We start from the raw sequence: 26327 nt of genomic DNA on the forward strand, positions 1-26327 counted from the left end.
CGAGGCCACGACAGCCGCGCAATGGATTAGAAATGGGAATTCAGGAAAGAAATGGCACTAGGCGTGCCAGATCGCCACTCGTGGGTTCACGCATCGAGAGCGCATACGCGGCAACATTTCCATCTGGCGCTCCCTTTTGGCGATTAAAAGATGTGCACCCTTAACGCGAATTAAGCAGAATTTCCAGCCCCGACCGGCCGGAAACTGAACAATTATAGGCCTAAATGCGTCCTGTTGCGCCAAAATCACAGTTGCAATAGGTGTCTCTCGACGAAAGCGGAAACGACGACATCCACTATGGCAGACCTCAGACTAGCCCTCTATCAGCCTGACATCCCGGGGAATACCGGTACCATCCTGCGTCTTGCCGCCTGCCTCGGCTTTGCCGTCGACATCATCGAGCCGGCAGGTTTTGACATATCGGATCGCAATCTCAAGCGGGCTGGTATGGATTATATCGCTGCTGCCGCCCTCACCCGCCACGTCAATTGGGACCGCTTCGAGGAATGGCGAAAGTCCACGGGCCGCCGCCTGATACTGGCATCCACCAGGGCGGCCGAACGCTACACCGACTTGGAGTTCCTGCCCGACGACATCCTCCTGTTCGGCCGCGAGAGCGCCGGCGTCCCCGATCACGTGCACGCGGCAGCGGACGCCCGTATACTTGTCCCCATGGTGGAGGGCCAACGCTCAATCAACGTCGCCGTCTCGGCGGCAATGATCGTTGGAGAGGCCATGCGGCAGACAGTCTGGCGTTGACTTCTGGCCTCAGTGACGCAAATGCCGATGCAGCCTCAGAATATGTCGCGAAGGGCGTTGTGAATTTCCTCAAGCGGCGTATAGTTTTTAGCCGGACAATAAAAAGAATGTCCGGAAAGCCATGTTTTCAATCACTTGGCAAAGAGAGATTCGAACAGAACGACGCTTGTTTGTGCAAGACGTAAAAGAAAGGCAGCATGGAATCCACCATCGTCATGATCAACCTGTTCGGCGCGGTAGCTCTGCTGCTGTTCGGTCTGGCACAGGTGAAGGACGGTGTCTCTAGAGCGTTTGGGGCGCGGTTGCGCACCGGCCTTGCCACCGGCACGCGCAGCGGCCTGCGCTCGTTCGTGTCGGGCTTCTTCGCGACGATCGCGCTGCAGAGCTCGACTGCCACGGCGTTGATGGTCGCCTCGTTCGTCGAGCGCGAATTGGTGAAGCCGCGCATGGCGCAAATCGTCTTGCTCGGTGCCAACGTCGGAACCGCTGTGACCGCCTGGATCGTGGCAACCGGCATAGAGTGGCTGTCTCCACTGGTAATCCTCGCCGGCATGGTCCTCCATCGCAGTGGCTCGTCGTCGCGTCAGGGCGGCGGTACGGCGCTGATCGGCATCGGTCTGATGCTGTTGTCGCTGCATTTGTTGAGCAGCGCCACGGAGCCGATGCGCCAGTCGCCGGCGCTTGGTGCCTTCATTGCCCTGCTCGACAATGCCTGGCCGGTCGCACTGGCCTTTTCCGCCGGCATCGCTTTCATCTCGTCGTCGAGCCTTGCGGCAGTCGTCCTCATTCTGTCGCTCGCCTCAACGGGCATCCTGTCGGCGGGACTGATCATCGTGCTGGTGCTCGGCGCCAACCTTGGTGGCGCCATTCCGCCTGTCATAGCATCGCTCTCCGGACCGGCTGCCGCCAAGCGTGTCACCCTTGGCAATCTGATCGTCCGGGCCATCGGCTGCCTGGTTGCGTTACCGCTCGCGAGCTTCGGTGCCGAATTGCTGGAAGCACTGCCACTGGCACCCGCAAAGCTGCCTGTGGACGCCCACCTCGGCTTCAACCTGATGCTTGCAGCACTTGCATGGCCGTTCTCGCGTCCCTTGTCGCGACTGATGCTCAGGCTGGTACCGGAACAGGCGCAGCCGGACAGCGGACCGAAATATCTCGACCAACACGAACTTTCGACGCCAGTTGTCGCCCTTGCCAGCGCCACGCGCGAGGTTCTCGGCGTCGGCGATCTGATCGAACGGATGCTGCTGCGCGCGTCAAGCGCTTTTGAAAGCAATGACCTGGCGAAGCTCAAGGAAATTCCATTACTGGAGAAACGCGTCGACAGCCTGCAGCAGGAAGTGAAAATCTACCTTTCCAAGCTAGGGCATGGTGGCCTGAGCGAAGAGGACGGTCGCCGCTCCATCGTCATCATCGACTATGCGATCAACCTCGAACACATCGGCGACATCATCGAGAAGGGCCTGATGCCGCAGGTGACGAAGAAGATCTCGCTCGGCTTGAAATTCTCCGAGGAGGGCTACGAAGAACTACGAAAGCTCTTCCACCTGACGATCGACAATCTGCGGATTGCCCAGACGATCTTCGTCACCCGCGACTTCAATCTCGCCAAGCAGTTGATGGAGGTAAAGGTCGAGGTTCGCCGGATGGAGAAGCAATCGTCGGAGCGACATCTGGAGCGCCTGCGCGATGGTCGCGCCGACAGCCTTCAGACAAGCTCGCTGCACCTTGACATGTTGCGCGACCTGAAGCGCATCAACGCTCACATCGTCTCCGTCGCACACCCAATCCTCGACGAGAGCGGACTGCTGATCGAAAGCAGACTGAAAGGTGCGGCCGAATAGCGCTCAATCGGCGGACGGCAAGCGGCGCATCGTGAATTCGATCTGATCGCCTTCCAGCTGACGCCAGCTCTCGACTTCTGTCCAGTACGCCGCCTTGGGATACTCGTCGAACCATTCGCGCGCCTTGGCGCGAGCCTCAAGCAGGTTGAGGCAATATGTTTGACGCACGAAACGGTCATTCTTCCGGCGTGTGCCCTCCGCCCGGTGGGTAGCAATCCGTCGTTTGAGACCCTCGAACGACGGAGGTCCAGGAATTTTCGTCATGAGCCTACCTCTGTGGGAAAAGGTAATATCGAAAGTCGCGTTTTGCGAGTCGAATCTGAGGAAGCCTCAATCACCCGCTATGCTGGCAGGACCGTGCCTCACCTGCTATCAGAACTGAAAAGACGAAAGCGCGAATCGACCTCTGACGTGCCCGGAGAAAGATAAGATGGAAAGACCCGAACTTCCGATCGGCCTGCCTGACGATATCGAAGAGAAGAAGTCCGTCGCCCGCGCCTGGTTCGAGAGCCTTCGCGACACTATCTGCGCCTCCTTCGAAGCGTTAGAAAACGAACTGACCGGCCCGCTATCGGACAGAGAGCCAGGCCGTTTCGTGGCCAAGGACTGGTCCCGCGAGAATGGTGCAGGCGGTGGCGGCCGGATGTCGATGATGCACGGTCGCGTCTTCGAGAAAGTTGGGGTGCACACTTCCACCGTCTATGGCGAGTTCGCGCCCGACCTCCGCGCTCAGATGCCTGGCGCCAAGGAGGATCCTCGCTTCTGGGCTTCCGGCATCTCGCTCATCGCCCATCCGGTCAATCCTAACGTGCCCGCCGTGCACATGAACACGCGCATGGTGGTGACCTCAAGCCGATGGTTCGGTGGCGGCGCCGATCTGACGCCGGTGCTTGACCGCCGCCGCACGCAAGAAGACGAGGACAGCCAGTTGTTCCACAAGGCGATGGAGATCGCCTGTCGCAGCCACTCCGGCGTCGCCGATTACGCTGCTTACAAGACATGGTGCGACGAGTATTTCTTCCTCAAGCATCGCAACGAGCCGCGCGGCATCGGCGGCATCTTCTATGACTGGCTCCATTCCGGCGAGGAAGCAGGCGGTTGGGATGCCGATTTCGCCTTCACGCGCGATGTCGGCAGGGCATTCGCCATGGTTTATCCGCGGATCGTTCGCTCGAACTTCAATAAACAGTGGACAGACGCGGATCGTGACGAACAATTGATTCGCCGTGGGCGCTATGTTGAGTTCAATCTGCTCTACGATCGAGGTACAATCTTTGGCCTCAAGACAGGAGGAAATGTAGAGTCCATTCTCTCGTCTCTGCCCCCTCTCGTGCTCTGGCCTTGACCAGACAAATAAAGAGGGCTGGAGGGCTTAAATTCGGAAACTGGACCACTAAGTTTAGGCATGTACGCGTAACAATCGGAGGAGGATTGTTCATGACGATACAAAGCAGCTCTGCGGCATCGGCGGGTGCTCACGAGCCTCTTATGCCGTTGGATACGCCCGAGTTTCTACGCCGGATTGCGGAACGGCTGCGGGCAAAAAGCGGCTCCGACTTGCCGCTTTCCTGCTTCATCGAGCAGGTAAAGCTACAACTGGCCGGTGGCAAGACGCCGGAGGAACTCGACCTCGCGGCAAATCAAGACAACAAAGCAGCAGTAGATTGCTACAGAGCCTGGGCGATGCCGGAATAACGAGAAAATGACCGCCGGCCGGTCCTTCGCGCCGGCCGGACCGGAACCTTCTTACCGCTTCGAACATTCAAACATTGCGGTAGCGCGCAATGGCATGAAATCCGACAGAAGGAGGAAAAAATGAGACTCTTCGAATGTGGAACTCTTGTCCCCGGATGCGACTGGCATACCCGGGCGAATGATGATGCGGAGATCGTCCGCCGCGTCGTCGAGCACATGAGGAGCGCTCACGGGGAAACCGTGATCCGCGAGAACATGATCGACAACATCAAGGCCCGGATTCGCAACGAGGCGACGGCCGCTTAGCTATTTGTCAGACTGTTCAGCCGGGCGAGCAGCGCCGCCCGGTCCGGAGTGAAGTCTTCTCCGACCCAGAAATCTTCCAAAGCCGACAGCGTCTCACCAACCTGCTTCCCGGCCGGCACGCCCGCACCCAAGACGTCGCCGCCATTGATCGGGAACTGCGGCTTCCTCCAGCCTTGCGCCAATTCAAGCAGCTTACTGAGCCTCGCGGAGCGAGCCATCTCCTGCATGTCGCCTTCCGCCTTGCCCCGTGCCGTTGCCAGCGCAAGTTTCAAGCGTGTTAGTATCCCGTCCGCGCCGTGCCGGTAGAGCAATCGCGCAAAGGCAGCCGACGACAATTCATCATTGATAACAGGCGCTTTGGCCCATGCTTTGAACCAGGCGGCCTCGGCATTGGAAAGCTTAAGGCGTATTGCCATCTTCTCCAGCCGATCAGCATCGGGTGGAATGATGGCGGCGAGGCGTAGAAGCGGATCCGGTCTCCAGCCAAGCACTTGCTCCGTGCCGATCAACGTCGGAATGGTGTCGATACCCCACTTCTCTGTCTCCGGCAGGATTTCGCTGAGCACGCCGACCTGCCGCATCCACAGGAGTGCCCGGCCAGGATCACCGGCGCCGAGCAACTTGCGGAGTTCCGACCACACCCTTTCGGCGGAAAGCGTCTTCAGCTTGTCCCGAGCCGATGCGCATGCCCTCAGCCCATTCGCGTCCGGACGACCGGAGCCATAATAGGCGAAGAACCGGAAAAATCGCAGGACGCGCAGATAGTCCTCGGCAACACGCGTCGCCGCGTCCCCGATGAAGCGGATATTGCGCTTCTCGATATCGGCAAGACCACCGACCAGGTCGATCACATCACCTTTGGCGTCGACATAAAGTGCATTGATCGTCAGGTCGCGACGCTCCGCATCCGTCTGCCAATCCGAACTGAAGGCGACCTTGGCCCGGCGCCCGTCAGTTTCCACATCAGCCCTCAGCGTCGTGACCTCGAAGGGCTTGCCATCAATGACAAGAGTGACGGTGCCATGTGCGACCCCCGTCGGAACAGCCTTGATGCCAGCGCCAGCCGCACGCTCGATGACCTGTTCCGGCGTGAGCGTCGTCGCAACATCGATATCACTGACCGGGAGCCCCATGAGACTGTTGCGGACCGCACCGCCGACGACGCGCCCCTCTCCTCCATCGGCGTTGAGCAGCGTGAACACGCGCGTCAGCGCCGAGTCCTTGAACCATGCCTCGTTGCCAAGGTTGGTCATGCATAGAGCCTTTCATAGAGGGTGCGAACGATGCCGGCGGTAATGCCCCAGATCATCCGGCTTTCATAGGGCATCCGGTAGAAATGCCGTTCGAGTCCGTCGAGCACGCGCCGGTCGCGCCTATGATTGGCCGGATTCATGAGAAAGGACAGCGGCACCTCGAAGACGTCATCCACTTCCGTTGGATTAAGCTTCAGCTCGAAACCGCGCCGGACAACCGCCAGCACCGGCGTAATGCGGAAGCCCGTCGACGCGAGATAGTTCGGAAGCCGCGCCACCGTCTCTACGAACGACCCGTCGATACCGATCTCCTCCTCGGTTTCTCTGATTGCAGCCTTTTCGGCGGAGCCGTCGATAGCGTCGATCTTCCCACCCGGAAACGCAATCTGTCCGGAGTGCTTGCGCAGCGTCGCCGTGCGCTGTGTAAAAATTACATGCGCATCATCACCATCGTCGATGACCGGCACCAGCACCGCAGCATCTCGAAGTTTGAAGGTCTCAACCTGAGTAACAATATCGGGGTTGAGAATATGATCGCCATGGTCGCGCCAGGAGAGATCCACCGGGCCACCACTCTGGTGAAGGGCGCGACGGCGGAATTCAGCCGCTGAGTAGAGCGAACGGTTTTCGATCAAAGCATTGGTCATCGGGAAAGTGCATCCAGTTCGTCCGCGGGCATTACGGGAAAGGTCATCCCCCCGGAGCGGAGACAAAACATCGTCTTGCCATCGACTTCAAGGCGCTCGCCGAGTTCGACGAGTTCGTACATGATGGGCCGCGAAACCAGTGCTTCCAGCCGCCCACGCACATGAAGATAGGGCTTCAACTCGCTGTTTTCACCATGAATTACAAAGCGAATGGAGTGCTCTGGCCCGGCTTCGACCACGTCGCCGACATTGGTCCGGAACGTCAGCAGCGGCTCACCATCCCTTTCACCGGCGTTCATTTCAACGGCCACGAACGGCGCATCTACAACGCGGATACCCACCCTTTCCACGGGTGTTACAAGGTAGGTCTTCCCATCCTCATCCTTGCGTAGGACCGTCGAAAATAACCTGACAAGCGGCGTCCGGCCGATCGGCGTTCCCATGTAGAACCACGTGCCGTCCGCTCGGATTTCCATATTGATATCGCCGCAGAACGGCGGATTCCACTTGTCGACGGGCGGAAGGCCGCGGGCTTTGGCTCCTGCGTCGCCGGCCGCGCGCGAAATCAGCGCGGCAAGACCGGCCGCATCCGTTATCGCCTTGATCTCTTCGGCTGCCATTCTTCTGTCCCGGTTTGTCTTTAACTCCAGAGGGTCACGAGATAGTCATTCGGAACGAACTTGTCAGCCCGCAACATCTCCATAACTCTATCTGGTATGACGATTGCGTGTAAGTCTGCCGATTCGCGACGAAAGATATCAGCCGCTGGAGATGCCTTATGGGTATGATGAAGACCGAAGCCCCTCTCGATGAAAAGGCGATCATCGCCGCGGCCGAGAAGGCCCTTGCAGATATTGCCGCCGCCCGGGGCGAAGTCTCCAAGGTCATCTTCGGCCAGGAAAGCGTCGTGGAGAACACCCTCCTCGCGGTTCTCTCGGGCGGCCATGCCTTGCTGGTCGGCGTCCCAGGCCTTGCCAAGACCAAACTCGTCACGACGCTCGGCGAAGTGCTCGGCCTTGCCTCCAACCGCATCCAGTTTACACCGGATCTGATGCCCTCCGATATCCTGGGCTCGGAAGTGATGGACCAGGACGACAGCGGCCGCCGCTCCTTCCGTTTCGTCAAGGGCCCGGTGTTCGCCCAGCTCCTCATGGCCGACGAAATCAACCGCGCGTCGCCGCGCACGCAGTCGGCCCTGCTGCAGTCCATGCAGGAATACCACATCACCGTCGCCGGGCATCGCTATGACTTGCCCGCTCCGTTCCACGTCCTTGCCACCCAGAACCCGCTGGAACAGGAAGGCACTTATCCTCTACCAGAGGCACAGCTCGACCGCTTCCTCCTCCAGGTCGACGTCCACTATCCGGAGCTCGCCGCGGAACGACAGATCCTGCTCGAGACGACCGGAATCAGCGAAACGGCGCCGCAAGCAATCCTGAACGCGGAGCGCCTCGTCGAAATCCAGACGCTCATCCGCCAGATGCCGGTCAGCGACAAGGTTGTCGACGCGATCCTCGCGCTTGTCCGCTCGGCTCGCCCCGGTCAGGGAAATGCGGCAACCGACAAGAACGTCGCCTGGGGTCCGGGTCCGCGCGCTGGCCAGGCTATGATGCTTTGCGCCCGCGCTCGCGCTCTATACGAAGGCCGCCTTGCACCATCAGTCGACGATGTCCACGCGCTCGCCGAACCCGTACTGCAGCACCGCATGGCGCTGACGTTTGCCGCGCGGGCGGAAGGCATGTCGGTTCGTGACGTCATTGGTGGGCTGGTTAAGCAGGCCAAGGGATAAGGAAGCGTCTGCGTGGCACCCATCGGACAGATCGTCAATCCGACCTCGGGCAATGATGCGCTCGCCCGCGCAAGGCAGCGGGCCAGCCTTGTGCCGGATTGTCTGGTCGAGGCCAAGCGGATCGCAAACACCGTCATCGCCGGCTGGCACGGCCGTCGCAAGCGCGGCATTGGCGAGAACTTCTGGCAGTTCCGTCCCTATAGCGAAGGCGAGAGCCTGTCCCGCATCGACTGGCGCCGCTCGGCACGCGACGACCACACCTACATCCGTGACCGCGAGTGGGAGGCAGCCCATACGGTCTGGCTTTGGGCCGACATGTCTCCCTCAATGATGTACAAATCGACGTTCGGAAATGCCTCGAAGGAAGGCCGGGCGCTCGTTATCATGCTGGCGCTTGCCGAAATCCTGGCGCGCTCTGGCGAACGAATAGGATGCCCAGGCGTCATGGAACCGATCGCCGCGCGCAACGCCGCGGAACGACTTGCAACGGCGCTGATGCACGCGCCGCTGAGCGGAGGACTGCCCGACACAGCCATGATCCGCGGCTGGAGCGAACTCGTGCTGATCGGTGATTTCCTTGATGATGCATCCGCGGTCATGGCGCGCATCGGTCCCCTGGCGCGGCGCGGTCTGCGCGGCCACGTCATCGAGATCGCCGATCCGGCCGAAGAGCTTTTCCCCTATGATGGCCGCACCGAATTCACCGATCCCGAGACGGGGTCGAAGCTGACATCCGGCCGGGCCGAGCATGTTCGCGAAGCTTATACCCGCGCCTACCTCGGCCGCCGGGATGATCTCGGCCAGGCGTTGCGTCATATGGGCTGGACCTTTGTCAGCCACCGGACCGACCATCTCGCCTCCGAAGCACTGGTCGCCGTTCACATGTATCTCTCGGGCATGCCCGCGAGGATAACGCAGGGAGAACGCACGTGAGCGCTCTTCCCTTTGCCTTCGCCTACCCCGCAATCCTCGGCGCGCTCCTCGCCCTGCCGATCATCTGGTGGCTGCTGAGACTGACGCCCCCGCGCCCGAAGACGGAAGTCTTTCCGCCGCTGAAGATTCTGGCGACGGTCCTGAAGCGGGAGGAAACCCCGGCCCAGAGCCCCTGGTGGCTGACCTTGCTGCGCATGCTGTTGGCCGCTGCCGTCATTCTGGCTATCGCCGACCCGGTCTTCAATCCGCGTACGAATTCAATCGCTTCCGGTGGCCCGCTCGTGCTCTTTGTTGACAACGGCTGGGCCACGTCACCAGATTGGGATCGCCGCGTGAAGACGGCCGACGCGCTGATTGATGACGCAGAATCTGCTGGTACTCCGGTGGCGATCGCCTTCACCGCCGACCCGACCAACGATGCCGTCCCCGGTACGGCAGCCGTCGCCCGCGACAAGCTGCGTGCCGCGGAACCGAAGCCGCTTGTGCCGGATCGCCAGCGCGCTTTCGAAGCTCTCCGCGCCGCGCTGAACGGCGTCCATCCAGGCACTCTCGCTTTTCTCACTGACGGTGCCGCTGCAAGCGAGAATGACGCGACCGTCCGCGAGCTTTCCGATCTCTCGCCAGCTCAATTGCGACTGATTTCCGGGGACGCGAACGAGACGATCGCGATCACGTCGGCAAACAATGCCGCCGATGCGATGACGGTAACCGCCACGCGCCTTGACAATGCCGCTGCCGCCTCGCGCCTGATCACCGCGCAGGACACGCAGGGACGCGCGATCGCGGCTGGCTCGATCGACTTCCAACCGGGTCAGAGCGTCGCGACCGGATCGATCACCGCACCGTTTGAAATGCGCAACGATTTCGCGCGCGTCAGCATCGATAACCACGCAACGGCTGGCGCCGTGCATCTGCTCGACGACGGTTTCAAGCGTCGCCGTGTGGTTCTGCTATCAGGTGAGGTCGGTGACACGTTCCAACCACTGCTTTCGCCGCTATATTACATCCAGCGCGCCCTGCAGCCTTATGCCGACCTGATCGAACCGAACACGCCCGATCTTGCCACCTCGATCCCGGATCTGCTGTCGCAGAATCCATCTGTCATCATCATGGCGGATATTGGCCGCCTGCCCCAGGGAACCTACGAGCCGCTGCAGCGCTGGATCGCGAACGGCGGAACGCTCGTTCGCTTTGCAGGTCCGCGCCTTGCCGCCGCACCCGCCGACGATCCGTTGGTGCCGGTGACGTTGCGCCAGGGCGAACGTGCATTGGGTGGCGCGCTGTCCTGGGCCGAGCCGCAGCCGCTCGCCGAATTTCCGACCTTTGGCCCCTTTGCCGGAATGCCGAAGCCGACGGATGTTACGGTCAAGCGGCAAGTTCTCGCGGAGCCGACGCCGGACCTTGCAGAACGCACTTGGGCAAGCCTCGCCGATGGCACGCCCCTCGTTACGACTAAGCCGATCAATGCAGGCAGGATCGTCCTGTTCCATGTCAGCGCCGAAGCGACGTGGTCCGACTTGCCGATCTCCGGCAATTTCGTCGAGATGCTGCGTCGCCTCGTCCAGCTGTCGCGTTCCGGCGGCGTTACCGCCGAGGCCGCCGGCGCCTCGACTGCTGAGGCCTTGCCGCCTTTCCGGTTGCTGACCGCGAAGGGCGCACTCACGACCGAAACCGGCACGGCGCGTCCGCTGATCCCGAACGCCAAAGTGACGCCGGTTGCAAGCTTCGATAACCCACCCGGCCTCTACGGATCGGAAGAAGGATTTACGGCGCTGAACGTCCTGCCGAAGAATGCCGAACTGAAACCGCTAGATGCCTCAGGTCTCACCGTCGTGCGCGAAGGGTTGATCGGCGGTGAAACCTGGTCGGCAAAGCCTGCGTTGTTCCTGATCGCCTTCCTGTTGCTGCTGGCGGACAGCCTGATCGTGATGTTCATGAGCGGTGCCTTTTCGAGGCTGCGCTCGGCGGCGCGTACAGCAGCGCTTGTCGCAGTGGCGGTCAGTGCGGCCTTCTTACTGCAGCCGGGACAATCAAATGCCGATGACTCCAAGCCCGGCGACGATCAGACTTTCCAGCGGCTCGACAATACGCACCTCGCCTATGTCGTCACCGGCGAACAGGAGGTCGACCACATATCCGAACGCGGGCTGGAAGGCCTGACGGAATTCCTGACATACCGCACCACGTTGGAGCCATCGCCGCCTGTCGGCGTGGATCTCACGAAGGATGAGCTCACCTTCTATCCGATCATCTATTGGCCGATCTCGGCGACCGCGCCCATGCCCTCGGCCGCTGCGATCAACAAGATCGATGCCTATATGCGCGCGGGCGGAACCGTGCTCTTCGATACGCGCGATCAGTTTAGCGCGCTCGACAGCAATGGAAGCTCGGTCAGCGCCAATGGCGAGCGATTGCAGCAGATCCTTGCCAATCTCGATATTCCGCCGCTGGAACCGGTACCGTCGGACCACGTGCTGACGAAATCGTTCTATCTGCTCTCAAGCTTCCCCGGCCGTTACACGGGCAGCCCGCTCTGGATTGAAGCACGCCAGGAAAATCGTCCCGAAAACGCCAAGTCGGCGGCCACGGCCGACGGTGTTTCCCCAATCCTCATCACCGGCAACGATTTTGCCGGCGCCTGGGCCGTCGATGACAACGGGGTACCGATGTTGCCGACGGTCCCGCCGGACGAGACACAGCGCGAATACGCCTATCGCAGCGGCGTCAACATCATGATGTACATGCTAACCGGCAACTACAAGACCGATCAGGTCCATGTCCCAGCTCTCCTAGAACGGTTGGGACAGTGATATGACAGTTGATCTTTCGCCCTTCATCCCTTGGCCGCTCTTGGCGGGTCTGGCGATCATTGTTCTGGTAACTGCAGCCTTTGCCATCTGGCGCCGCGTGCGTGGCGCGTGGATCCGCTCGATCGCGGCCCTTGCTTTGCTGGCTGCCCTCGCCAACCCGCTCTTGCTGCAGGAAGATCGCGAGCAACTGTCGACGGTCGTGCCCGTGATCGTTGACCGCAGCCAGAGCCAGCAGACGCCTGAACGCATCAAGATGACCAACGATGCCCTGGCGCAGCTGAAGGATCGCCTCGCCCGCTTCCCCAACATCGAACCACGCTACGTCGACGCGACGGAACCGGAAGACTCGGACGCTCCCTCGACGCGGCTGTTCAATGCGCTTTCCGCCGCTGTCGCGGATGTGCCGCCCGCCCGCATCGGCGGCGCCATCATGCTGACGGACGGTGAAATCCACGACGTTCCCGGCGTCAACCAAGCCCTCGGCTTCGATGCTCCGATCCACGGCCTGATCACCGGCAAAGCGAATGAATTCGACCGCCGCATCGAGGTGGTGAAGGCGCCGCGATTCGGGATCGTCAACGAGGAGCAGCAATTGATGCTGCGCGTCTTCGACGATGGGCCGAGCCCTGGTGGCACCGCAAACGTCACGGTGAAGCTCAACGGTAACGAGATCGCCACGCTTCAAGCCACGCCGGGTCGCGACACGCCGTTTTCGTTCAAGGTCGAGCGCGGCGGCAGCAACGTTCTGGAGTTTTCGGTCGCCACCCTCCCGGGCGAAGTCACCGACGCGAACAACCGCGCGGTCCACTTGATTGACGGCATTCGCGAAAATCTGCGCGTTCTGCTCGTCTCCGGCGAACCGCATGCCGGCGAGCGCGCCTGGCGCAATCTCCTGAAGTCGGATGCCTCGGTGGACCTCGTCCACTTCACCATTTTGCGTCCGCCCGAAAAGCAGGATGGCACACCGATCAACGAACTGTCGCTGATCGCCTTCCCGACCCGCGAATTGTTCGTCGACAAGATCAAGGATTTCGACCTGATCATCTTCGACCGCTACCAGCATCGCGGCGTGCTACCGATCCTCTACTACGATTATATTGCCCAGTACGTTGAAAATGGCGGCGCCCTGTTGATCGCTGCGGGCCCCGAACATGCCGGCCAGGATTCGATTGCGCTGACGCCGTTGTCGTCGGTACTCCCGGCCGCTCCGACCGGCCAGATGATCGAGAAAGCCTTCTACCCTCGGCTTTCGGAAGAAGGTCGCAAGCACCCCGTTACCCGCGGTCTCGATGGTTCCGCTGACGAACCGCCGCATTGGGGCCGCTGGTTCCGCAGCGTCGATGTCGACCCCCCGCAGGGCCAGACGGTCATGGTCGGCGCAGACAACCATCCGCTGCTCGTTCTCAACCGCGCCGGACAGGGCCGCGTTGCCATGCTGCTCTCTGATCAGGGCTGGCTATGGGCCCGTGGCTTCGAAGGCGGCGGCCCGCATGTATCTCTCTATCGCCGCGTCGCCCACTGGCTGATGAAAGAGCCGGCGCTTGAGGAGGAGGCCCTCACGGCGCGCGCATCCGGCCGCACGCTGGAGATCACGCGCCAGACCATTGGCGCGGATCCTGGCAACGCGACGGTTCGCTATCCCTCGGGAAGGATGGAAACTCTGCCCCTGACGCAGGCCGAGCCCGGCCTGTTCAAGGCCGAGAAGAAGATGGACGAGATCGGCCTTTTTGAGATCCGTAATGGCGACGTGACGACACTCGCGCATGTCGGCGCGGTCGATGCTCCCGAATTCAAGGCAATGATCTCGACGACTGACGCGTTGAAGCCTGTCTCCGATAAGACAAAGGGTCTCGTCACCCGCGTTTCCGATACCAGCGGCACGATCAGCATTCCGCCGATCCTGCCGGTCCGCGGCCAGATCCGCGTCGCCGACGACGATCGCATGCAGATCCATCTCACCAACGAAACGGTGCTGAAGGGCATCAACACCCTACCGCTATTTGCCGGCTTCGCCGGTGTCGGTATCTTGCTGCTTGCCTTCGGCGCCATGTGGTGGCGCGAAGGGCGTTAGCGGCATGGCCGAGTTTGAAGTGACTTGCTCGCCGACCGCCGATGATCTCACGGCGATCGGCGACGCACTGTCGGCCTTCAATATTCATGACGTCGGCCCTGCCGAACGCCAACCGCTGGCAGTTCTCATCCGGGATACCGACGGCAACGTCACCGGCGGCCTGTCCGGCTATACCGCCTGGGGCTGGCTCTTCACGCAGTTGCTGTACATTCCCGACGAGGAACGCGGCAAAGGCATGGCTGGCAAGATTCTGGCTTTGGCTGAAGAGGAAGCGGCCGCGCGCGGCTGTCACGGGGCCTGGATCGATACCTTCAATCCACAAGCCCTGCGGGCATATCAGCGGCAGGGCTACGAGATATTCGGCGAATTGCCGGAGTTTCCGAAAGGCCGTACCCGCACCTTTCTGCGTAAGTCGCTTCCGGAAATCAGCTGAGCGCAGCCGGCCGCGTTTCGGCATCAATTGCCATCGCGGCTATCGCCGCCACGACCAGCAGGCCCGCCAACAAGCCGATCGCCAGACCTAATCCGCCCGAGACAACAAACGTCATCAGCGATGGAGCAAGCAAACCGCCGCGCCATCGCACCCGCGAAGCCCATGCCCGTCGCCCGCGACGCCGCGGGATAGAGCTCAGACATATAGGCGTATAATGCCCCCCATGTCCCAAGCAGGGCAAAACTCCTGACCAGCACCGCGATCCAGCGCCTCGTCCATGGAAATACTGCTCTTGCGCTGGCCTCTCAAGCCACTGAAAAATCACACGAAGTGCGTCTGAGGTCTATGGCTTAATATTGCAGGGGGCCTATTTCCGCCAGCCGATAGTGCCCTTCAGCCTGCTATGTGCATCCTCGGCAAGCGGCACGACCAGTACGCGAGACGGATCAACGGGGCCCGGAAACGTCAGCGCATTGTGGGCTACCCGCTCGAATCCAAGCGGGCAATAGTAAGGCGGATCGCCGACGAGGATGACCGCCTCCGATCCCTTGCGACGTGCGGCGTCGATGGCAATCCGGACGAGTTCCCGGCCAATGCCACGACCCTTGTGCGACGGCCGCACGGCAAGCGGCCCAAGCAGGTGCCCACTAACCGAACCGGCCTGAACGGGCGTCATGCGCACCGACGCGATCGTCTCTCCGTCATCGGCGCAGATGAAGGAAAGCGAGAGATCGTGTGGTCCCTGCTCACGGATCCGCGCTGCGGCGCGCGTATGCCGGCCAGGGCCGAATGCTTCTTCGTTGATATGTTCGATTGTAGCGTCGTGCGACGCATCCTCAGTGAGGTAGACCAGATCGTGCTTGTGCATGATGAGACGGAAACCAGATAGACAGAATTGATGGATCTCGAGCACGCCCTTCGGCGTTCGGGAGCATCAGCGTCGTCGCAGGTTTCTCGGTGCAAACATCAAATCGGGTTCCAGAAATGTAAAATGGCCGATAGCAGGAAAAAATTCAGTCGTCCAATGGAATTTAGCGCAGCGTCGCGCGGCGTGACGCAGTGTTCAATCTTTACCGCCCTGCAAACGCGTTGAGCGTACGATATGTTCGAGCCAAGGAAAATTTGAAGGATCACAACATGGGCATGCTGGTTGATGGCGTCTGGCGTGACGTCTGGTACGATACGAAAGAAACCAAGGGGCACTTCAAGCGCGCCGCTTCCCAGTTTCGAAACTGGATTACAGCCGATGGAGCCGCTGGCCCATCCGGAACGGGCGGTTTCAAGGCGGAGGTCGATCGTTACCACCTCTATGTCTCGCTGGCATGCCCCTGGGCGCATCGGACGCTGATCTTCCGCAAGCTCAAGAAGCTCGAGGACGTCATCAGCGTTTCCGTCGTCGATCCGCTAATGCTGTCGAACGGTTGGGAGTTCAAGGTCGGCGACGGCGCCACCGGCGACCATCTCTTCGCCACCAAGACGCTCTGGGAAATCTACGTGAAGGCCGATCCGCACTATTCCGGCCGGGTGACTGTTCCGGTCTTGTGGGACAAGAAGACCAACACGATCGTCAATAACGAATCCTCCGAAATCATCCGGATGTTCAACAGCGCCTTCGATCATCTGACGGGCTCGACCGCCGATTTCTATCCCGACGACCTGCGCGCCGATATCGATGAACTCAACGCTGTCGTCTATGACACCGTCAACAACGGCGTCTACAAGGCCGGCTTTGCAACGACGCAGGAAGCTTATGGCGAGAATGTCGTCAGGCTCTTCGAAACGCTGGATATGCTCGAAGACCGTCTCGGCAAGGGTCGTTATCTCTTCGGCGATCGGCTGACCGAGGCCGATTGGCGACTGTTCACGACTTTGGTTCGTTTCGATGCCGTCTACGTCGGCCACTTCAAATGCAACATCCGTCGCATCAACGACTATCCCAATCTGTCGGCTTATCTGCGCGATCTCTACCAGACGCAGGCTGTCAAGGAGACGGTGAACTTCCGTCATATCAAGGATCACTATTACCGCAGCCACAAGACAATCAATCCGACCGGCGTTGTGCCTGTCGGCCCTGCGCTCGATCTCGATCGCCCGCATAGTCGTGCCCGATTGGCAGCGGCCTAGCCCTGTGCACTACCAGACGTGAGCGGGCTCCTCTTCGCCCGCGAGTTCCGCCAGACGGCGGCGCGTTGCCTCGGTCGTACCCGATGGCAGATCATCGACTGCGAAGAAACCGCACTCGACGATTTCCCGATCCGGCGGCCGGGGTGCCGTCTGCTCCACCTGTGTCTTGTAGAAAAGGACGTGGTCGCGGCGGCTGGCCGCCCTGTTGAAATAGATGTGGAAGAGCTGCGGCCGGCCGAGAATACGCAAATTCCCCTCCTCTCGGAGCTCCTTGACCAGCGCTTCCTCGGCAGTCTCGTTTCGCTCGAGCCCGCCGCCAGGCATGTGCCAGCCGGGTACGTAGCTGTGCCGTACGAGAAAGATACGGCCCGCCGAATCGAAGCAGGCGGCGCGGACACCCATCGTCATTCCACGCGCCACCGCAAAATAAATATGCACGATGCGCATCAGCACTCGCGACTGCCAGGGGCGGATAGTTCCGATCACGCTCTTTCCAATTCCACTAATCCGTTCAAGCAGATGTGTTTGAATTGCAGACCGACTGGGCTATGTGTCGTCGCATGTTCAAGCTCGCGCACATCTCCGACATTCATCTCGGCCCACTCCCTCGCCTTTCGGTCCGCGAGCTCTTTTCCAAACGCATTACCGGCTTTGTGAACTGGCATCGCAATCGGCGCAAGCACCTTTTCGGTAGCACATTGGATCTGCTGCTCGATGACATACGTGCCAAGCAAGCCGACCATCTGGCCGTCACCGGCGATCTGGTGAACCTCGCGAGCGGGCTGGAAATCCGTGCCGCTGCCGCATGGCTGAAAGAACTCGGTGATCCCGCCGACAATTCCGTCGTACCCGGAAACCACGATGCCTATGTACCCGGCGCCTACGAAAAATCGGTGCGCGCATGGTACGACAATGTGCGCGGCGACCTCGCTCCGGCCGAATGGCAGGAAGATCGCCACGTCTTTCCCTATCTCCGCGTCCGCGGCAAGATCGCCATCGTCGGCTGCTCGACGGCGGTCGCAACGCCCCCTTTTGCGGCCAGCGGCTTCTTCGGTGAGCGCCAGGCCCGCGACACCGTGAACATGCTGCGCGCGGCCGGCGAGGCTGGCCTGTTTCGGGTCGTGATGATCCACCATCCGCCCATCCGTGGCGCCACCTCCTTCCACAAGCGGATGATCGGCATCCGCCGCTTCGGCGCCGTGATCTCTACCGGCGGAGCCGAGCTGGTGCTTCACGGCCATACGCATTTGAACACGCTCCACTGGCTACGCGGCCAGACAGGCCCGGTCCCAGTGGTCGGCATCGCTTCGGCATCGCAGGGACCGGGAGGATTGAAACCCCGCGCCGCCTACAATCTGTTTTCGATAGATGGGGCTCCAGGCGCTTGGGAACTGACTGGAGAACGCTTCAGCATCAACTCGATGGGCGACGGCGTTTCCAGTGAAAGCGTCGATATCTTCAAGGCTTAGCGCCGTTTCTGGAATCATCTTCTTGTCAAGCTGATTCAGAAATTCAAGATGACGATAACTTGAATTTCGGGAAGCATCCGAGATCTTGGCAATTGGCGATCGCCACGTAAACTTGTCGTCTCTGCATTATCAATTCACGGGAGTCATTGCATGCCCATGGCGCCTATCGGTCTTCGCGGTCTGGCTTTGGCAGGCTTGCTTGCCCTCGCAGTCTCTTCATCCGCCTTTGCGATCGGCAACGAGAGCGACGAAACCAAGCCACCGCCAAAGACTGAAACGACGACGAAATGCACGGACGGCAAGGTCTGGGATGCAAAGCGCAAGGAATGCGTGGTCCCGAAGAAGAACTCGTTCAACGACGACGAGCTTTACAAAGCAGCGCGCGAATTCGCCTATGCCGGCCAATACGACAACGCCTTGACCGTACTTCAGCTTGCCAAGAACCAGAACGATCCGCGCATCCTGAATTACCTCGGCTATGCCAACCGCAAGGCGGGTAGAATAGAGCTGGGAATGTCGTATTACCGAAAGGCCCTGCAGGCCGACGAGAATTATATTCTGGCACGGTCATATATGGGCCAAGCTTTGGTGGAACAGGGTGACGTACAGGGAGCGCGCGTCCAACTCGTCGAGATCCGGGATCGGGGCGGTGAGCAGACCTGGGCTTACCGCTCGCTGCTGCAGGCATTGAACGGTTACCGCACGTATTGAGACCCGAGGCAGAGCCTGACGAAGAAAAGCTTTGAGAACCCGTGGGATAGGCTGCGGGATGCTTGCGAAGCATCCGGTACTTGTTTCATAAAGGACACAGAGGCGATATAAATCGATTGCCTGCTGGGCGTTCTGCCCGAACGCCCATGCACTACTTGGAAAGACCATGCGTCAACCCGTGACGACCATCGATATTAGACGCGACCTAGTGGGCCTTCTGCCCCGGCTGCGGCGTTTTGCGATGACCCTTGCAGGTGACGCGGCGAGTGCGGACGAACTCGCGCAAGCGGCGTGTGAGCGCGCGATCGCCAAGAGCAACCAATGGAATGGCGAAGGCCGCCTGGAGAGCTGGGTTTACGCCCTCGCCCGCCAGCAATGGAGCGACGACCATCGCCGGCGCAAGCCGCACCCGATCGCCAGGGGCAATGTCACCGATATCCGGGAAGCGAGCCGCGATCGTATTTCGCTCGTCGATCCCGATGTCATCCACCGCATGATCGCCGACATGCCCGAGGGCACGTCCAGCGCCTTTTTGCTGGTTGTCGTCGAAGGACACAGCTATCGGCAGGCGGCCGACATCATGGGCATCACCATCAACATCGTCGTAACCCAGCTTGCCGCGGCTAGGCTGCATTTCGCCAGTGTCGCCGACAACTATCCTCACAGGTACTGAATTGCTCGATTTCAAAAAACTGCCGCTCGACGCTCAGCTAGCCGCCCTGCTGGACGGCGAGACGACGCCCGAACAGAAGCATGAGCTCGAGCAGCGCCTAGCCATCGACGAGGGCGCCAAGCGGCTCTACGACAAGCTGCGACACGGCACCGATTTCGGAAAGCACCGCCTCGACGACGTTCTCAAGGAACCGGTTCCCCTCGCCCTCGTTCGCTCGATCAAGAGCGCAGAGCCGCCAAAGGCCCCGGTTGCGCCGCGCGTTTCGCGCCCCTCGCTCAAGCTTGCGCCGACCAGGCCGCAGGCCCTCGCGGCGGCAATCATCCTCTTCATCGTCGGTTGCGGCATCGGCTTTTTCGCCGCTGGCAGCACCAGCAAGATGCAACCGGCCGCCCCGACAGCGATCGAAGCCGCCGTGGAATCCAGCGAATGGTTGACAGACGTTGTCGCCAACCAGCGGCTTATCGCCCGCCAGCCCCGTCATATTTTCGAGGTGCCGTCGACGCAGGCGGAGGAAATTGCCACCTGGCTGACCTCAACAGTGGGCGTTGCGTTCCGCGTGCCTGATCTGACGGAACAGGGCTGGACGTTCCAAGGCGCGCGCGTCTTCATCGGCGACGGCCGGCCGGTCGGCCAGCTCGTCTACACCAGCTCCGATGGCGACCTGGCTTCCATCTGCTTCCGCAAGGATAACTTGCCGTCCGAGGCCGACGATTTCAAAGAAACGATCAAGGACGAGATTGGCGTGGTCGCTTGGCACAATGCCGGCACGTCCTATGTGCTTGTCGGCCCATCGTCGGAAGCCTCGCTCGGGCAACTCGCCATACAGGTCGCTACGTCGATCTGATATCCGCACGTCTCGCGCTGCCACTGGCCGCCCGCGATCAACGGTGCGACGCTCTCTCGACACTGTATAGGAAAGAAGTGCAGCGGATTAATCCGCTGCACGGATCGCGTCAGGATTTTCCGGCTTTGACCTCGAGCACCCGGTTTGCTGCAGAGACGATCGCCTCGAGCGACGCACCGACAATGTTTGTGCTGATGCCGGCGCCAAACAGTTTGCCGCCAGGATAGGAGGTCTCGACATACGAGATGGCGGCAGCGTTCGAGCCGTGCTGCAGTGAATGCTCCGAATAGTCCTCGACCGACATGTCGATGCCGAGATAATGCGAGAGAGCATTGATGAAGCCATCGACCGGGCCATTGCCCCTGCCCTCTATGCGCTTCGCCTCACCGTTATCGGTGATCTCGGCGGCAACGATGCGCTGCCCCTTGCGCTCGGGGTCGGCATAGGTGTGATGGTCGACGAACTTGATGCGGCCCTCCGGCTGCGTCACGTAGCGCTCGATGAAGCGGTCGTAGATCCGCTTCGACGGCAACTCCTTACCCTCTTCATCGGTGATCCGCTGAATGTCTTCGCGGAACTCGACCTGCAGGTTGCGCGGCAGGTTCAGCCCGTAGTCCTGCTGGAGGATATAGGCGATACCGCCCTTGCCGGACTGCGAATTGATGCGGATGATCGCCTCGTATGTGCGGCCGACATCCTGCGGATCGATCGGCAGGTAGGGCACTTCCCAGATCGGGTGATTGGCGACTTTGATCGCCTTCATGCCCTTGTTGATCGCGTCCTGGTGCGAACCGGAGAAAGCCGTATAGACCAGTTCGCCGACATAGGGGTGGCGCTCGCCAATCGGCATCTGGTTCGAATATTCGAAGACTTCCTTCATCCGCACGATATCGGAGCAGTCGATCTCAGGGTCGACGCCCTGCGTGAACATGTTCAGCGCCATGGTGACGACATCGACGTTGCCCGTGCGCTCGCCATTGCCGAACAGCGTACCTTCGACACGGTCTGCACCCGCCAGCAGTGCCAGTTCGGCGGCGGCAATACCGGTACCGCGGTCGTTGTGCGGATGCAGCGAGATGATCAGGTTCTCGCGGTTGTCGAGGTTGCGGCACATCCACTCGATCTGGTCGGCATAGACGTTCGGCGTCGCCATCTCCACGGTGGAAGGCAGGTTGATGATCAGCTTGTTGTCGGGCGTCGGCTTCATCACCCCGATGACAGCATTGCAGATGTCCAGGGCCACTTCGAGCTCAGTGCCGGTGAAGCTCTCCGGGGAATATTCGAAGCGGTAGCCACCGCCGGCCTTGGCGGCCATATCGGAGATCATTTTTGCCGCATCGACGGCGATCTGCTTGATACCCTGGACGTCCTTGCCGAACACAACGCGACGCTGCAATTCGCTGGTGGAGTTGTAGAAATGAACGATCGGGCGGTTCGCGCCTTCCAGCGCCTCGAAGGTGCGGGTGATCAGCTCCGGACGGCACTGCACCAGTACTTGCAGCGATACGTCGTCGGGCACATTGCCCTGCTCGACGCACCACCGCGCGAAATCGAAATCGGTCTGCGAAGCGGAAGGGAAACCGATCTCGATTTCCTTGAAGCCCATGTCGAGCAGCAGCTGGAACATGCGGGCCTTGCGGTCGTGACCCATCGGGTCGACCAGCGCCTGGTTGCCGTCGCGCAGATCGACCGAGCACCAGATGGGCGCCTTGGTCAGCGTCTTTGACGGCCATGTGCGGTCCGGGATGTTCACCTGCGGATAGGCGCGATACTTGATCGCCGCCTCGGGCATGCCTTTGGTTTGGGAGCGGGTGTTCGTGTCCATGTCTTCTCTTCCTCTTCCCGTCATCTGGCCAGCCGCGTCATAGCGTATCGGGTCTGGCTTGGCGATGACGAATCCGGTGCAAAAGCATCCGGTTGATCAGTTTTCGGGATTGGTCACGAGGAGCGATGGCCTGGGCGGGCTTTCGGCCGCCGGGCGCTCCTCAACGGACCCGGCAACCGCGCGTAAGGCCGAGGAGAAGAAGCGATGTCAGGGCGCGCGTATTGTCACGGAGCGCGATGCGCCCGCGAACAATCTGCTCGGAAATCATGATGCCCGTGTTCTTCATGGTCGCGCTTATAGCCGGGGTACAAAAAACTGGCAATCCCTCCGTCTATTTTTTCGCTGCTTGCACAAAACGTGACAGCGCCAGCATCAGCCCTCCGGCGAGCAATCCCCAGAATGCGCCCGAGATACCCGCGAAGGAAACGCCCGATGCCGTCACCAGAAACGTGATGGCCGCCGCCTCCCGCGACTCCTGCGCCTGGAAGGCCGACATAGCGGAACTGGAAAACGCGCCGACCAGTGCGAGACCGGCCACCGCCTGGATCAGGATAGGCGGCGCCAAGGCCACGAAGGTCGTCACCGCCCCCGCCAGCAGGCCGAGAATGACATAGCATATGCCCGAGACGAGGACGGCCCAGTAGCGCCGCGCCGGATCGGCATGCGCGTCCTGACCGGCGCACATCGCCGCCGTAATCGCAGCGAGATTCACCGCATGGCCACCAAATGGCGCCGACAAGATCGAAAACAGTCCGGTCACGGAAAAAAGCGGCCCCGGTTTCGGCTGGTAGCCATTGACCTTCAGGACGGCAATGCCCGGAATGTTCTGCGACGCCATGGTTACGATGAAAAGCGGCAGGGCGATGGAGACGAAGGCCGGCAGGTTGAAGACGGGCATAACGAACTCGACGGGGGGCCGCAGCGCCTGCTCGACCGAGCCGAGCGCTCCCTCGGGAATATCCACGCCGAGGGCAACCACCAGCACGAAGGCCGCCAGCGCTGCCGGCACCGCCCAAAGCCGCTTGAACGCACCGACAACGATCCACGCCACCACGATCGGCAAGCCGAGCAGCGGATTGAAGCCGATCGCCCTCACCGGCGCAAAGCACAATCCGATCAGGACGCCGGCGAGCATCGCATTGGCAAGAGGCGCGGGAATGGCCGCAACCGCCCGGCCGAGCGGCTTGAACAGGCCGGCGATGACGATCAGCAACGCGCAGATGAGAAACGCGCCGACCGCCGCATTGAACCCGCCTTCGACCACACCGGTACTTGCAAGCAGTGCCCCACCCGGAGTGGACCAAGCGATGCTGATAGGCAGCCGCGTGACGGAGCTGAGGAAGATTGCGCAAAGCCCCAGCGCAATCGACAGCGCCATAAGGCCCGACGCCGCCTGCGCATCCGTCGCACCGACACTCTGCAGGCCGTGAAGCACCACCGCAAAGGAGCTGGCAAACCCCACGAAAGTGGTGAGGATGCCCATGAACAGGCTTTGGATGGAAAAGTCTTTGAGCATAGCGGAACTCGATCGGCGGAAAGTCCGCATGGAAGCCGTATCGCGCGGACTTGCGCAAGTGCAGATTGGCACCATTCGGTACCTATCGGTCGGCTCTATACGGCTAGACCTTTCGGACGACGAAAATCATTTCCTCTGAGGTCCGTTCGTCGAAAGGTCCGCGGTGCCAGTCACCATAGACCACCTCGACCTGTAGCGCGGAAGCTTGGAGGTAGCGTTCAATCTCCTCGCGCGATAAGAACAACAACTCGCTTTTCGAAACCAGTATCTCATCCGGGAAATGATAACGCGTCTCGAAATGAATCCGGCCACTGCTGTAGGAGATTACGTCACGCGCCTCGCGGATGACGCGCCCCTCCTGATTAACCTCGAATGCCCCGCCGTTCCATCGCGCCTTCCAGTCTATTTCGGGATTGCGGGATTCAAAGACGATGCAGCCGTCACGCGCCAGATGCTCGCGCATGGCGGCAAAGGTGGCGAGGATGGAGGTCTCGTCGAGCAGCACTTGAAAGGCATGTCCGGTCATGATGATTAGATCGAAGCGCTTATCGGATCGGAAGTGCTGGGAAAGACACTCTACCCATTCGATTCTGTCGCCATGCAGCTTGCCTCTAGCGATATCAAGCATCGTCCGCGAGGGATCGGCACCGGTCACATCATGCCTGCATGCCGCATAGGCGTCCCACATCAGCCCGGTGCCGCAACCAAGATCGAGGATTGACTTCGGACCGCCATCCGCGAGCGAGAGGTAGAAATCCCGATCCTCAGACCAGCCGCAAGCAAGATCATAGAGGGCGGCCAAACGCGGATGCTCGTAGTGCAGATCGGGCATATCAAAACTCCGCGGTTCGGTTGCGCAAACGCAAAAAGCGCCCTCGCCCGCCATCCGGCAAGCAAGGGCGCTTCTCATAACACGAAATCAGATCTCGGACTGCGACGTGATGATGCGCGAAACGAGGCCGTAGGCCTTGGCTTCTTCTGCCGACAGCCAGTAGTCGCGGTCGGTATCGGTAGCGATCTTCTCGTAAGGCTGGCCCGTGGCTTCCGCCATGATCTTGTTCAAGCGCTCGTTCATCTTGATGATCTCACGAGCCTGGATCTCGATGTCGGACGCCATGCCGCGCGTGCCACCGGACGGTTGGTGGAGCAGGAAGCGGGTGTTCGGCAGGCAAAGGCGCTGCTCCTTCGGCGCCGCGACATAGATCAGCGCGCCGGCCGATGCGACCCAGCCCGTTCCGATCATCCAGACCTTCGGCTTGATGAACTTGATCATGTCATGGATCGAATCGCCAGATTCGACGTGACCACCCGGGGAATTGACGTAGATGCGAATATCGTCGTCGTTGGCGGCTGCGAGCGCCACAAGCTGCGTGCAGACCTTCTGCGCGAGTTCCTGCGTAATCGGCCCGTAGATGAAGATCGAACGCGACTTGAAAAGGTTCGCCTCCGTTTCCTTGCCGAGCGGCAGTTCCTTCGTCTTGTCGTCCTGTTCTTCTTCTTCGTACATTCGAACCTCTCTTACGTCGAATTCGGGTTCCTCGCACATAGTGCGACTCCATGCGTAAAACAATGCGGGAAAAAGACAAGCCACGGAACGGATGAAGATATGGTTAGGCAGGCGGCGAGGCTTACGGAAATGTAATTTGGGTGGCTTTGAAAAGTCGGAATCCATTCCTACGTCATCCCTAGCGAAGCATCGCAAGCAACAAAGGAGCCCGGCCATGTCGCCCGAAGAACGCCAACTGCTGACCGCCCTTTTCGAGCGCGTCCGCACCGCATCGGCAACGCCGCGTGACCACGACGCCGAAGCGCTGATTGAGCAGGGAACACGCGAGCAGCCCTATGCCGCCTACTATCTTGCACAGGCCGTGATCGTGCAGGAAAAGGGGCTGGAAGCGGCGGCCAATCACATCAAGCAGCTCGAAGAGCGCATTCGTGTGCTCGAGGCCGATCAGAGCGAATATCACAAGGCCGAACAGGGCGGCGGCTTCCTGAGCTCGATCTTCGGCAGCAGCCAGGCGCCACAGCAACCGGCGCCACCGCCACCCTCCTCAGGTCCCTGGGGTAGCGCCCCGCGTCAACAGATCCAGCAGGATCGCGGTCTCGACACCGCCCCCCGCGCCATGCCGCCGCAACCGACCGGGCCCTGGAGCCCGCAGGCGGCAGCACCCTCTGCAGGCGGCAGTTTCCTGCAGGGCGCACTCGGGACGGCGGCTGGCGTCGCAGGCGGCATGTTGCTTGCCAATTCGCTGAGCGGGATCTTCGGGAGCCACATGTCGTCGCTTGGCTGGGGCGCACCGCTTGCCGGGAGCAATCCCCTCGGCAACGCGCCGACAGAAGAGACGGTCATCAACAACTATTTCAACAACGACGGCGACAAGCAGCAGACAGCTGACAACGCGAATGACGATAACGACAACAACGGCACTGCCAGTATTCAGCAAGCCGACTACAACACGAACGACGACGACGCCGTCGATGACGATCAATCCGACTTCGACAATGACGACAGCTTCGATGTCTGAGCCAGCCTGACGGCCTTCCCGGAGGCCGCCCGATCCGCTGCCGCATCCACGCGAAGACGTCGCGGCGCGCCGATGATCAATCTTGACGGTAGAAGCAGAG

The 26327-nt window shown here is 60.8% G+C and carries 26 protein-coding genes and 1 pseudogene; 16 read left to right on the plus strand and 11 right to left on the minus strand.

Annotated features, from left to right (window positions below):
- The first annotated feature begins 297 nt into the window (after positions 1-297).
- Together NBG89_RS10825 and NBG89_RS10830 are read left to right on the plus strand one after the other, a co-directional pair.
- Positions 298-759 (plus strand): tRNA (cytidine(34)-2'-O)-methyltransferase, encoded by a 462-nt coding sequence (locus NBG89_RS10825; protein WP_431319959.1) that lies wholly within the window; start codon positions 298-300, stop codon positions 757-759.
- 197 nt (positions 760-956) lie between these two features.
- Positions 957-2603 carry a Na/Pi cotransporter family protein gene (locus NBG89_RS10830; RefSeq protein ID WP_431319960.1) on the plus strand — a complete coding sequence of 549 codons (1647 nt, stop codon included), beginning with the start codon at positions 957-959 and terminating at the stop codon, positions 2601-2603.
- A gap of 3 nt (positions 2604-2606) precedes the next feature.
- Here NBG89_RS10830 and NBG89_RS10835 read toward each other — a convergent pair whose 3' ends face one another.
- Entirely contained in the window at positions 2607-2867 is a 261-nt protein-coding gene (locus NBG89_RS10835) for a hypothetical protein (RefSeq protein WP_431319961.1), read from the minus strand.
- A gap of 166 nt (positions 2868-3033) precedes the next feature.
- On the opposite strand from NBG89_RS10835, the gene hemF reads away from it, so the two are divergent.
- The 3 genes from hemF (at position 3034) to NBG89_RS10850 (ending at position 4604) form a co-directional block, all read left to right on the plus strand.
- Positions 3034-3948: an oxygen-dependent coproporphyrinogen oxidase gene (hemF, locus tag NBG89_RS10840; RefSeq protein WP_088695309.1), complete on the plus strand. Its 915-nt coding sequence runs from the start codon at positions 3034-3036 to the stop codon at positions 3946-3948.
- A gap of 92 nt (positions 3949-4040) precedes the next feature.
- Positions 4041-4298 carry a hypothetical protein gene (locus NBG89_RS10845; protein WP_088695308.1) on the plus strand — a complete coding sequence of 86 codons (258 nt, stop codon included), beginning with the start codon at positions 4041-4043 and terminating at the stop codon, positions 4296-4298.
- A 120-nt stretch (positions 4299-4418) separates the two neighbouring features.
- Positions 4419-4604, plus strand: a complete 186-nt coding sequence (locus NBG89_RS10850; protein WP_025581808.1) for a DUF1059 domain-containing protein — start codon at positions 4419-4421, stop codon at positions 4602-4604.
- Here NBG89_RS10850 and NBG89_RS10855 read toward each other — a convergent pair.
- Genes NBG89_RS10855 through NBG89_RS10865 form a run of 3 tightly spaced genes read right to left on the minus strand, consistent with a single transcriptional unit; the run spans position 4601 to position 7124 of the window.
- On the minus strand, positions 4601-5857 hold the full coding sequence (locus NBG89_RS10855; RefSeq protein WP_431319962.1) for a CCA tRNA nucleotidyltransferase: 1257 nt from the start codon (positions 5855-5857) through the stop codon (positions 4601-4603). The genes NBG89_RS10850 and NBG89_RS10855 overlap by 4 nt on opposite strands.
- Positions 5854-6504, minus strand: coding sequence for a CoA pyrophosphatase (locus tag NBG89_RS10860; RefSeq protein WP_431319963.1), 651 nt, complete (start codon positions 6502-6504; stop codon positions 5854-5856). The genes NBG89_RS10855 and NBG89_RS10860 overlap by 4 nt, the downstream gene beginning before the upstream one ends.
- On the minus strand, positions 6501-7124 hold the full coding sequence (locus NBG89_RS10865) for a DUF1285 domain-containing protein (protein ID WP_431319964.1): 624 nt from the start codon (positions 7122-7124) through the stop codon (positions 6501-6503). The genes NBG89_RS10860 and NBG89_RS10865 overlap by 4 nt, the downstream gene beginning before the upstream one ends.
- Positions 7125-7282: 158 nt before the next feature.
- Between NBG89_RS10865 and NBG89_RS10870 the strand changes: the two genes are divergently transcribed.
- The 5 genes from NBG89_RS10870 to NBG89_RS10890 are packed head-to-tail and all read left to right on the plus strand — an operon-like array spanning position 7283 to position 14540.
- Positions 7283-8293 (plus strand): AAA family ATPase, encoded by a 1011-nt coding sequence (locus NBG89_RS10870; protein WP_431319965.1) that lies wholly within the window; start codon positions 7283-7285, stop codon positions 8291-8293.
- Positions 8294-8305: 12 nt separating this feature from the next.
- Positions 8306-9226, plus strand: coding sequence for a DUF58 domain-containing protein (locus NBG89_RS10875; protein WP_431319966.1), 921 nt, complete (start codon positions 8306-8308; stop codon positions 9224-9226).
- On the plus strand, positions 9223-12036 hold the full coding sequence (locus NBG89_RS10880; RefSeq protein WP_431319967.1) for a DUF4159 domain-containing protein: 2814 nt from the start codon (positions 9223-9225) through the stop codon (positions 12034-12036). Before NBG89_RS10875 ends, NBG89_RS10880 begins: the two co-directional genes overlap by 4 nt.
- A 1-nt stretch (position 12037) precedes the next feature.
- Positions 12038-14107: a hypothetical protein gene (locus NBG89_RS10885; RefSeq protein WP_431319968.1), complete on the plus strand. Its 2070-nt coding sequence runs from the start codon at positions 12038-12040 to the stop codon at positions 14105-14107.
- A gap of 4 nt (positions 14108-14111) precedes the next feature.
- Positions 14112-14540, plus strand: a complete 429-nt coding sequence (locus NBG89_RS10890; RefSeq protein WP_431319969.1) for a GNAT family N-acetyltransferase — start codon at positions 14112-14114, stop codon at positions 14538-14540.
- Here the strand turns inward: NBG89_RS10890 and NBG89_RS10895 are convergent.
- A pseudogene (locus NBG89_RS10895) lies at positions 14533-14800 on the minus strand (MFS transporter); the annotation flags it as partial. The gene NBG89_RS10890 and the pseudogene NBG89_RS10895 overlap by 8 nt on opposite strands.
- A gap of 107 nt (positions 14801-14907) precedes the next feature.
- A complete protein-coding gene (locus NBG89_RS10900) occupies positions 14908-15408 on the minus strand; it encodes a GNAT family N-acetyltransferase (RefSeq protein WP_088695415.1) in 501 nt (166 codons plus the stop codon).
- A 269-nt stretch (positions 15409-15677) separates the two neighbouring features.
- Between NBG89_RS10900 and NBG89_RS10905 the strand changes: the two genes are divergently transcribed.
- Positions 15678-16664: a glutathione S-transferase family protein gene (locus tag NBG89_RS10905; RefSeq protein WP_431319970.1), complete on the plus strand. Its 987-nt coding sequence runs from the start codon at positions 15678-15680 to the stop codon at positions 16662-16664.
- A 9-nt stretch (positions 16665-16673) separates the two neighbouring features.
- Here NBG89_RS10905 and NBG89_RS10910 read toward each other — a convergent pair whose 3' ends face one another.
- Positions 16674-17111, minus strand: a complete 438-nt coding sequence (locus NBG89_RS10910) for an NUDIX domain-containing protein (RefSeq protein ID WP_431322666.1) — start codon at positions 17109-17111, stop codon at positions 16674-16676.
- A gap of 113 nt (positions 17112-17224) precedes the next feature.
- Between NBG89_RS10910 and NBG89_RS10915 the strand changes: the two genes are divergently transcribed.
- From NBG89_RS10915 to NBG89_RS10930, 4 genes are all read left to right on the plus strand, one after another.
- Complete coding sequence (locus tag NBG89_RS10915) at positions 17225-18133, plus strand: metallophosphoesterase family protein (RefSeq protein ID WP_431319971.1); 909 nt, start codon at positions 17225-17227, stop codon at positions 18131-18133.
- 150 nt (positions 18134-18283) lie between these two features.
- Positions 18284-18844 carry a tetratricopeptide repeat protein gene (locus NBG89_RS10920; protein ID WP_431319972.1) on the plus strand — a complete coding sequence of 187 codons (561 nt, stop codon included), beginning with the start codon at positions 18284-18286 and terminating at the stop codon, positions 18842-18844.
- A gap of 166 nt (positions 18845-19010) precedes the next feature.
- Positions 19011-19517 carry an RNA polymerase sigma factor gene (locus NBG89_RS10925; protein ID WP_431319973.1) on the plus strand — a complete coding sequence of 169 codons (507 nt, stop codon included), beginning with the start codon at positions 19011-19013 and terminating at the stop codon, positions 19515-19517.
- A gap of 1 nt (position 19518) precedes the next feature.
- Complete coding sequence (locus NBG89_RS10930) at positions 19519-20361, plus strand: anti-sigma factor family protein (protein ID WP_431319974.1); 843 nt, start codon at positions 19519-19521, stop codon at positions 20359-20361.
- 109 nt (positions 20362-20470) lie between these two features.
- On the opposite strand, the gene leuA is transcribed toward NBG89_RS10930, so the two are convergent.
- The 4 genes from leuA to NBG89_RS10950 form a co-directional block, all read right to left on the minus strand.
- Positions 20471-22186 (minus strand): 2-isopropylmalate synthase, encoded by a 1716-nt coding sequence (gene leuA, locus NBG89_RS10935; protein ID WP_431319975.1) that lies wholly within the window; start codon positions 22184-22186, stop codon positions 20471-20473.
- A 331-nt stretch (positions 22187-22517) separates the two neighbouring features.
- Positions 22518-23702 (minus strand): benzoate/H(+) symporter BenE family transporter, encoded by a 1185-nt coding sequence (locus tag NBG89_RS10940; RefSeq protein WP_431319976.1) that lies wholly within the window; start codon positions 23700-23702, stop codon positions 22518-22520.
- A 103-nt stretch (positions 23703-23805) separates the two neighbouring features.
- Positions 23806-24534 carry a class I SAM-dependent DNA methyltransferase gene (locus NBG89_RS10945; RefSeq protein WP_431319977.1) on the minus strand — a complete coding sequence of 243 codons (729 nt, stop codon included), beginning with the start codon at positions 24532-24534 and terminating at the stop codon, positions 23806-23808.
- An 87-nt stretch (positions 24535-24621) separates the two neighbouring features.
- Entirely contained in the window at positions 24622-25209 is a 588-nt protein-coding gene (locus tag NBG89_RS10950; protein ID WP_431319978.1) for an ATP-dependent Clp protease proteolytic subunit, read from the minus strand.
- A gap of 214 nt (positions 25210-25423) precedes the next feature.
- On the opposite strand from NBG89_RS10950, the gene NBG89_RS10955 reads away from it, so the two are divergent.
- Entirely contained in the window at positions 25424-26227 is an 804-nt protein-coding gene (locus tag NBG89_RS10955) for a DUF2076 domain-containing protein (RefSeq protein WP_431319979.1), read from the plus strand.
- Positions 26228-26327 lie beyond the last annotated feature (100 nt).

It is taken from the genome of Rhizobium sp. YTU87027 (assembly GCF_050644135.1).
GTDB lineage: Bacteria > Pseudomonadota > Alphaproteobacteria > Rhizobiales > Rhizobiaceae > Rhizobium.

Bases quoted from the DNA above. Each gene is read 5' to 3' on its own strand.
- NBG89_RS10890 (WP_431319969.1), top strand. From the start codon at position 14,112: ATGGCCGAGTTTGAAGTGACTTGCTCGCCGACCGCCGATGATCTCACG.
- NBG89_RS10865 (WP_431319964.1), bottom strand. From the start codon at position 7,124: ATGGCAGCCGAAGAGATCAAGGCGATAACGGATGCGGCCGGTCTTGCC.
- NBG89_RS10835 (WP_431319961.1), bottom strand. From the start codon at position 2,867: ATGACGAAAATTCCTGGACCTCCGTCGTTCGAGGGTCTCAAACGACGG.
- NBG89_RS10925 (WP_431319973.1), top strand. From the start codon at position 19,011: ATGCGTCAACCCGTGACGACCATCGATATTAGACGCGACCTAGTGGGC.
- NBG89_RS10845 (WP_088695308.1), top strand. From the start codon at position 4,041: ATGACGATACAAAGCAGCTCTGCGGCATCGGCGGGTGCTCACGAGCCT.
- NBG89_RS10900 (WP_088695415.1), bottom strand. From the start codon at position 15,408: ATGCACAAGCACGATCTGGTCTACCTCACTGAGGATGCGTCGCACGAC.
- NBG89_RS10905 (WP_431319970.1), top strand. From the start codon at position 15,678: ATGGGCATGCTGGTTGATGGCGTCTGGCGTGACGTCTGGTACGATACG.
- NBG89_RS10870 (WP_431319965.1), top strand. From the start codon at position 7,283: ATGGGTATGATGAAGACCGAAGCCCCTCTCGATGAAAAGGCGATCATC.
- NBG89_RS10850 (WP_025581808.1), top strand. From the start codon at position 4,419: ATGAGACTCTTCGAATGTGGAACTCTTGTCCCCGGATGCGACTGGCAT.
- NBG89_RS10855 (WP_431319962.1), bottom strand. From the start codon at position 5,857: ATGACCAACCTTGGCAACGAGGCATGGTTCAAGGACTCGGCGCTGACG.
- NBG89_RS10825 (WP_431319959.1), top strand. From the start codon at position 298: ATGGCAGACCTCAGACTAGCCCTCTATCAGCCTGACATCCCGGGGAAT.
- NBG89_RS10920 (WP_431319972.1), top strand. From the start codon at position 18,284: ATGCCCATGGCGCCTATCGGTCTTCGCGGTCTGGCTTTGGCAGGCTTG.
- NBG89_RS10885 (WP_431319968.1), top strand. From the start codon at position 12,038: ATGACAGTTGATCTTTCGCCCTTCATCCCTTGGCCGCTCTTGGCGGGT.
- NBG89_RS10910 (WP_431322666.1), bottom strand. From the start codon at position 17,111: ATGCGCATCGTGCATATTTATTTTGCGGTGGCGCGTGGAATGACGATG.
- NBG89_RS10945 (WP_431319977.1), bottom strand. From the start codon at position 24,534: ATGCCCGATCTGCACTACGAGCATCCGCGTTTGGCCGCCCTCTATGAT.
- NBG89_RS10955 (WP_431319979.1), top strand. From the start codon at position 25,424: ATGTCGCCCGAAGAACGCCAACTGCTGACCGCCCTTTTCGAGCGCGTC.
- NBG89_RS10915 (WP_431319971.1), top strand. From the start codon at position 17,225: ATGTTCAAGCTCGCGCACATCTCCGACATTCATCTCGGCCCACTCCCT.
- NBG89_RS10940 (WP_431319976.1), bottom strand. From the start codon at position 23,702: ATGCTCAAAGACTTTTCCATCCAAAGCCTGTTCATGGGCATCCTCACC.
- leuA (WP_431319975.1), bottom strand. From the start codon at position 22,186: ATGGACACGAACACCCGCTCCCAAACCAAAGGCATGCCCGAGGCGGCG.
- NBG89_RS10830 (WP_431319960.1), top strand. From the start codon at position 957: ATGGAATCCACCATCGTCATGATCAACCTGTTCGGCGCGGTAGCTCTG.
- NBG89_RS10950 (WP_431319978.1), bottom strand. From the start codon at position 25,209: ATGTACGAAGAAGAAGAACAGGACGACAAGACGAAGGAACTGCCGCTC.
- NBG89_RS10860 (WP_431319963.1), bottom strand. From the start codon at position 6,504: ATGACCAATGCTTTGATCGAAAACCGTTCGCTCTACTCAGCGGCTGAA.
- hemF (WP_088695309.1), top strand. From the start codon at position 3,034: ATGGAAAGACCCGAACTTCCGATCGGCCTGCCTGACGATATCGAAGAG.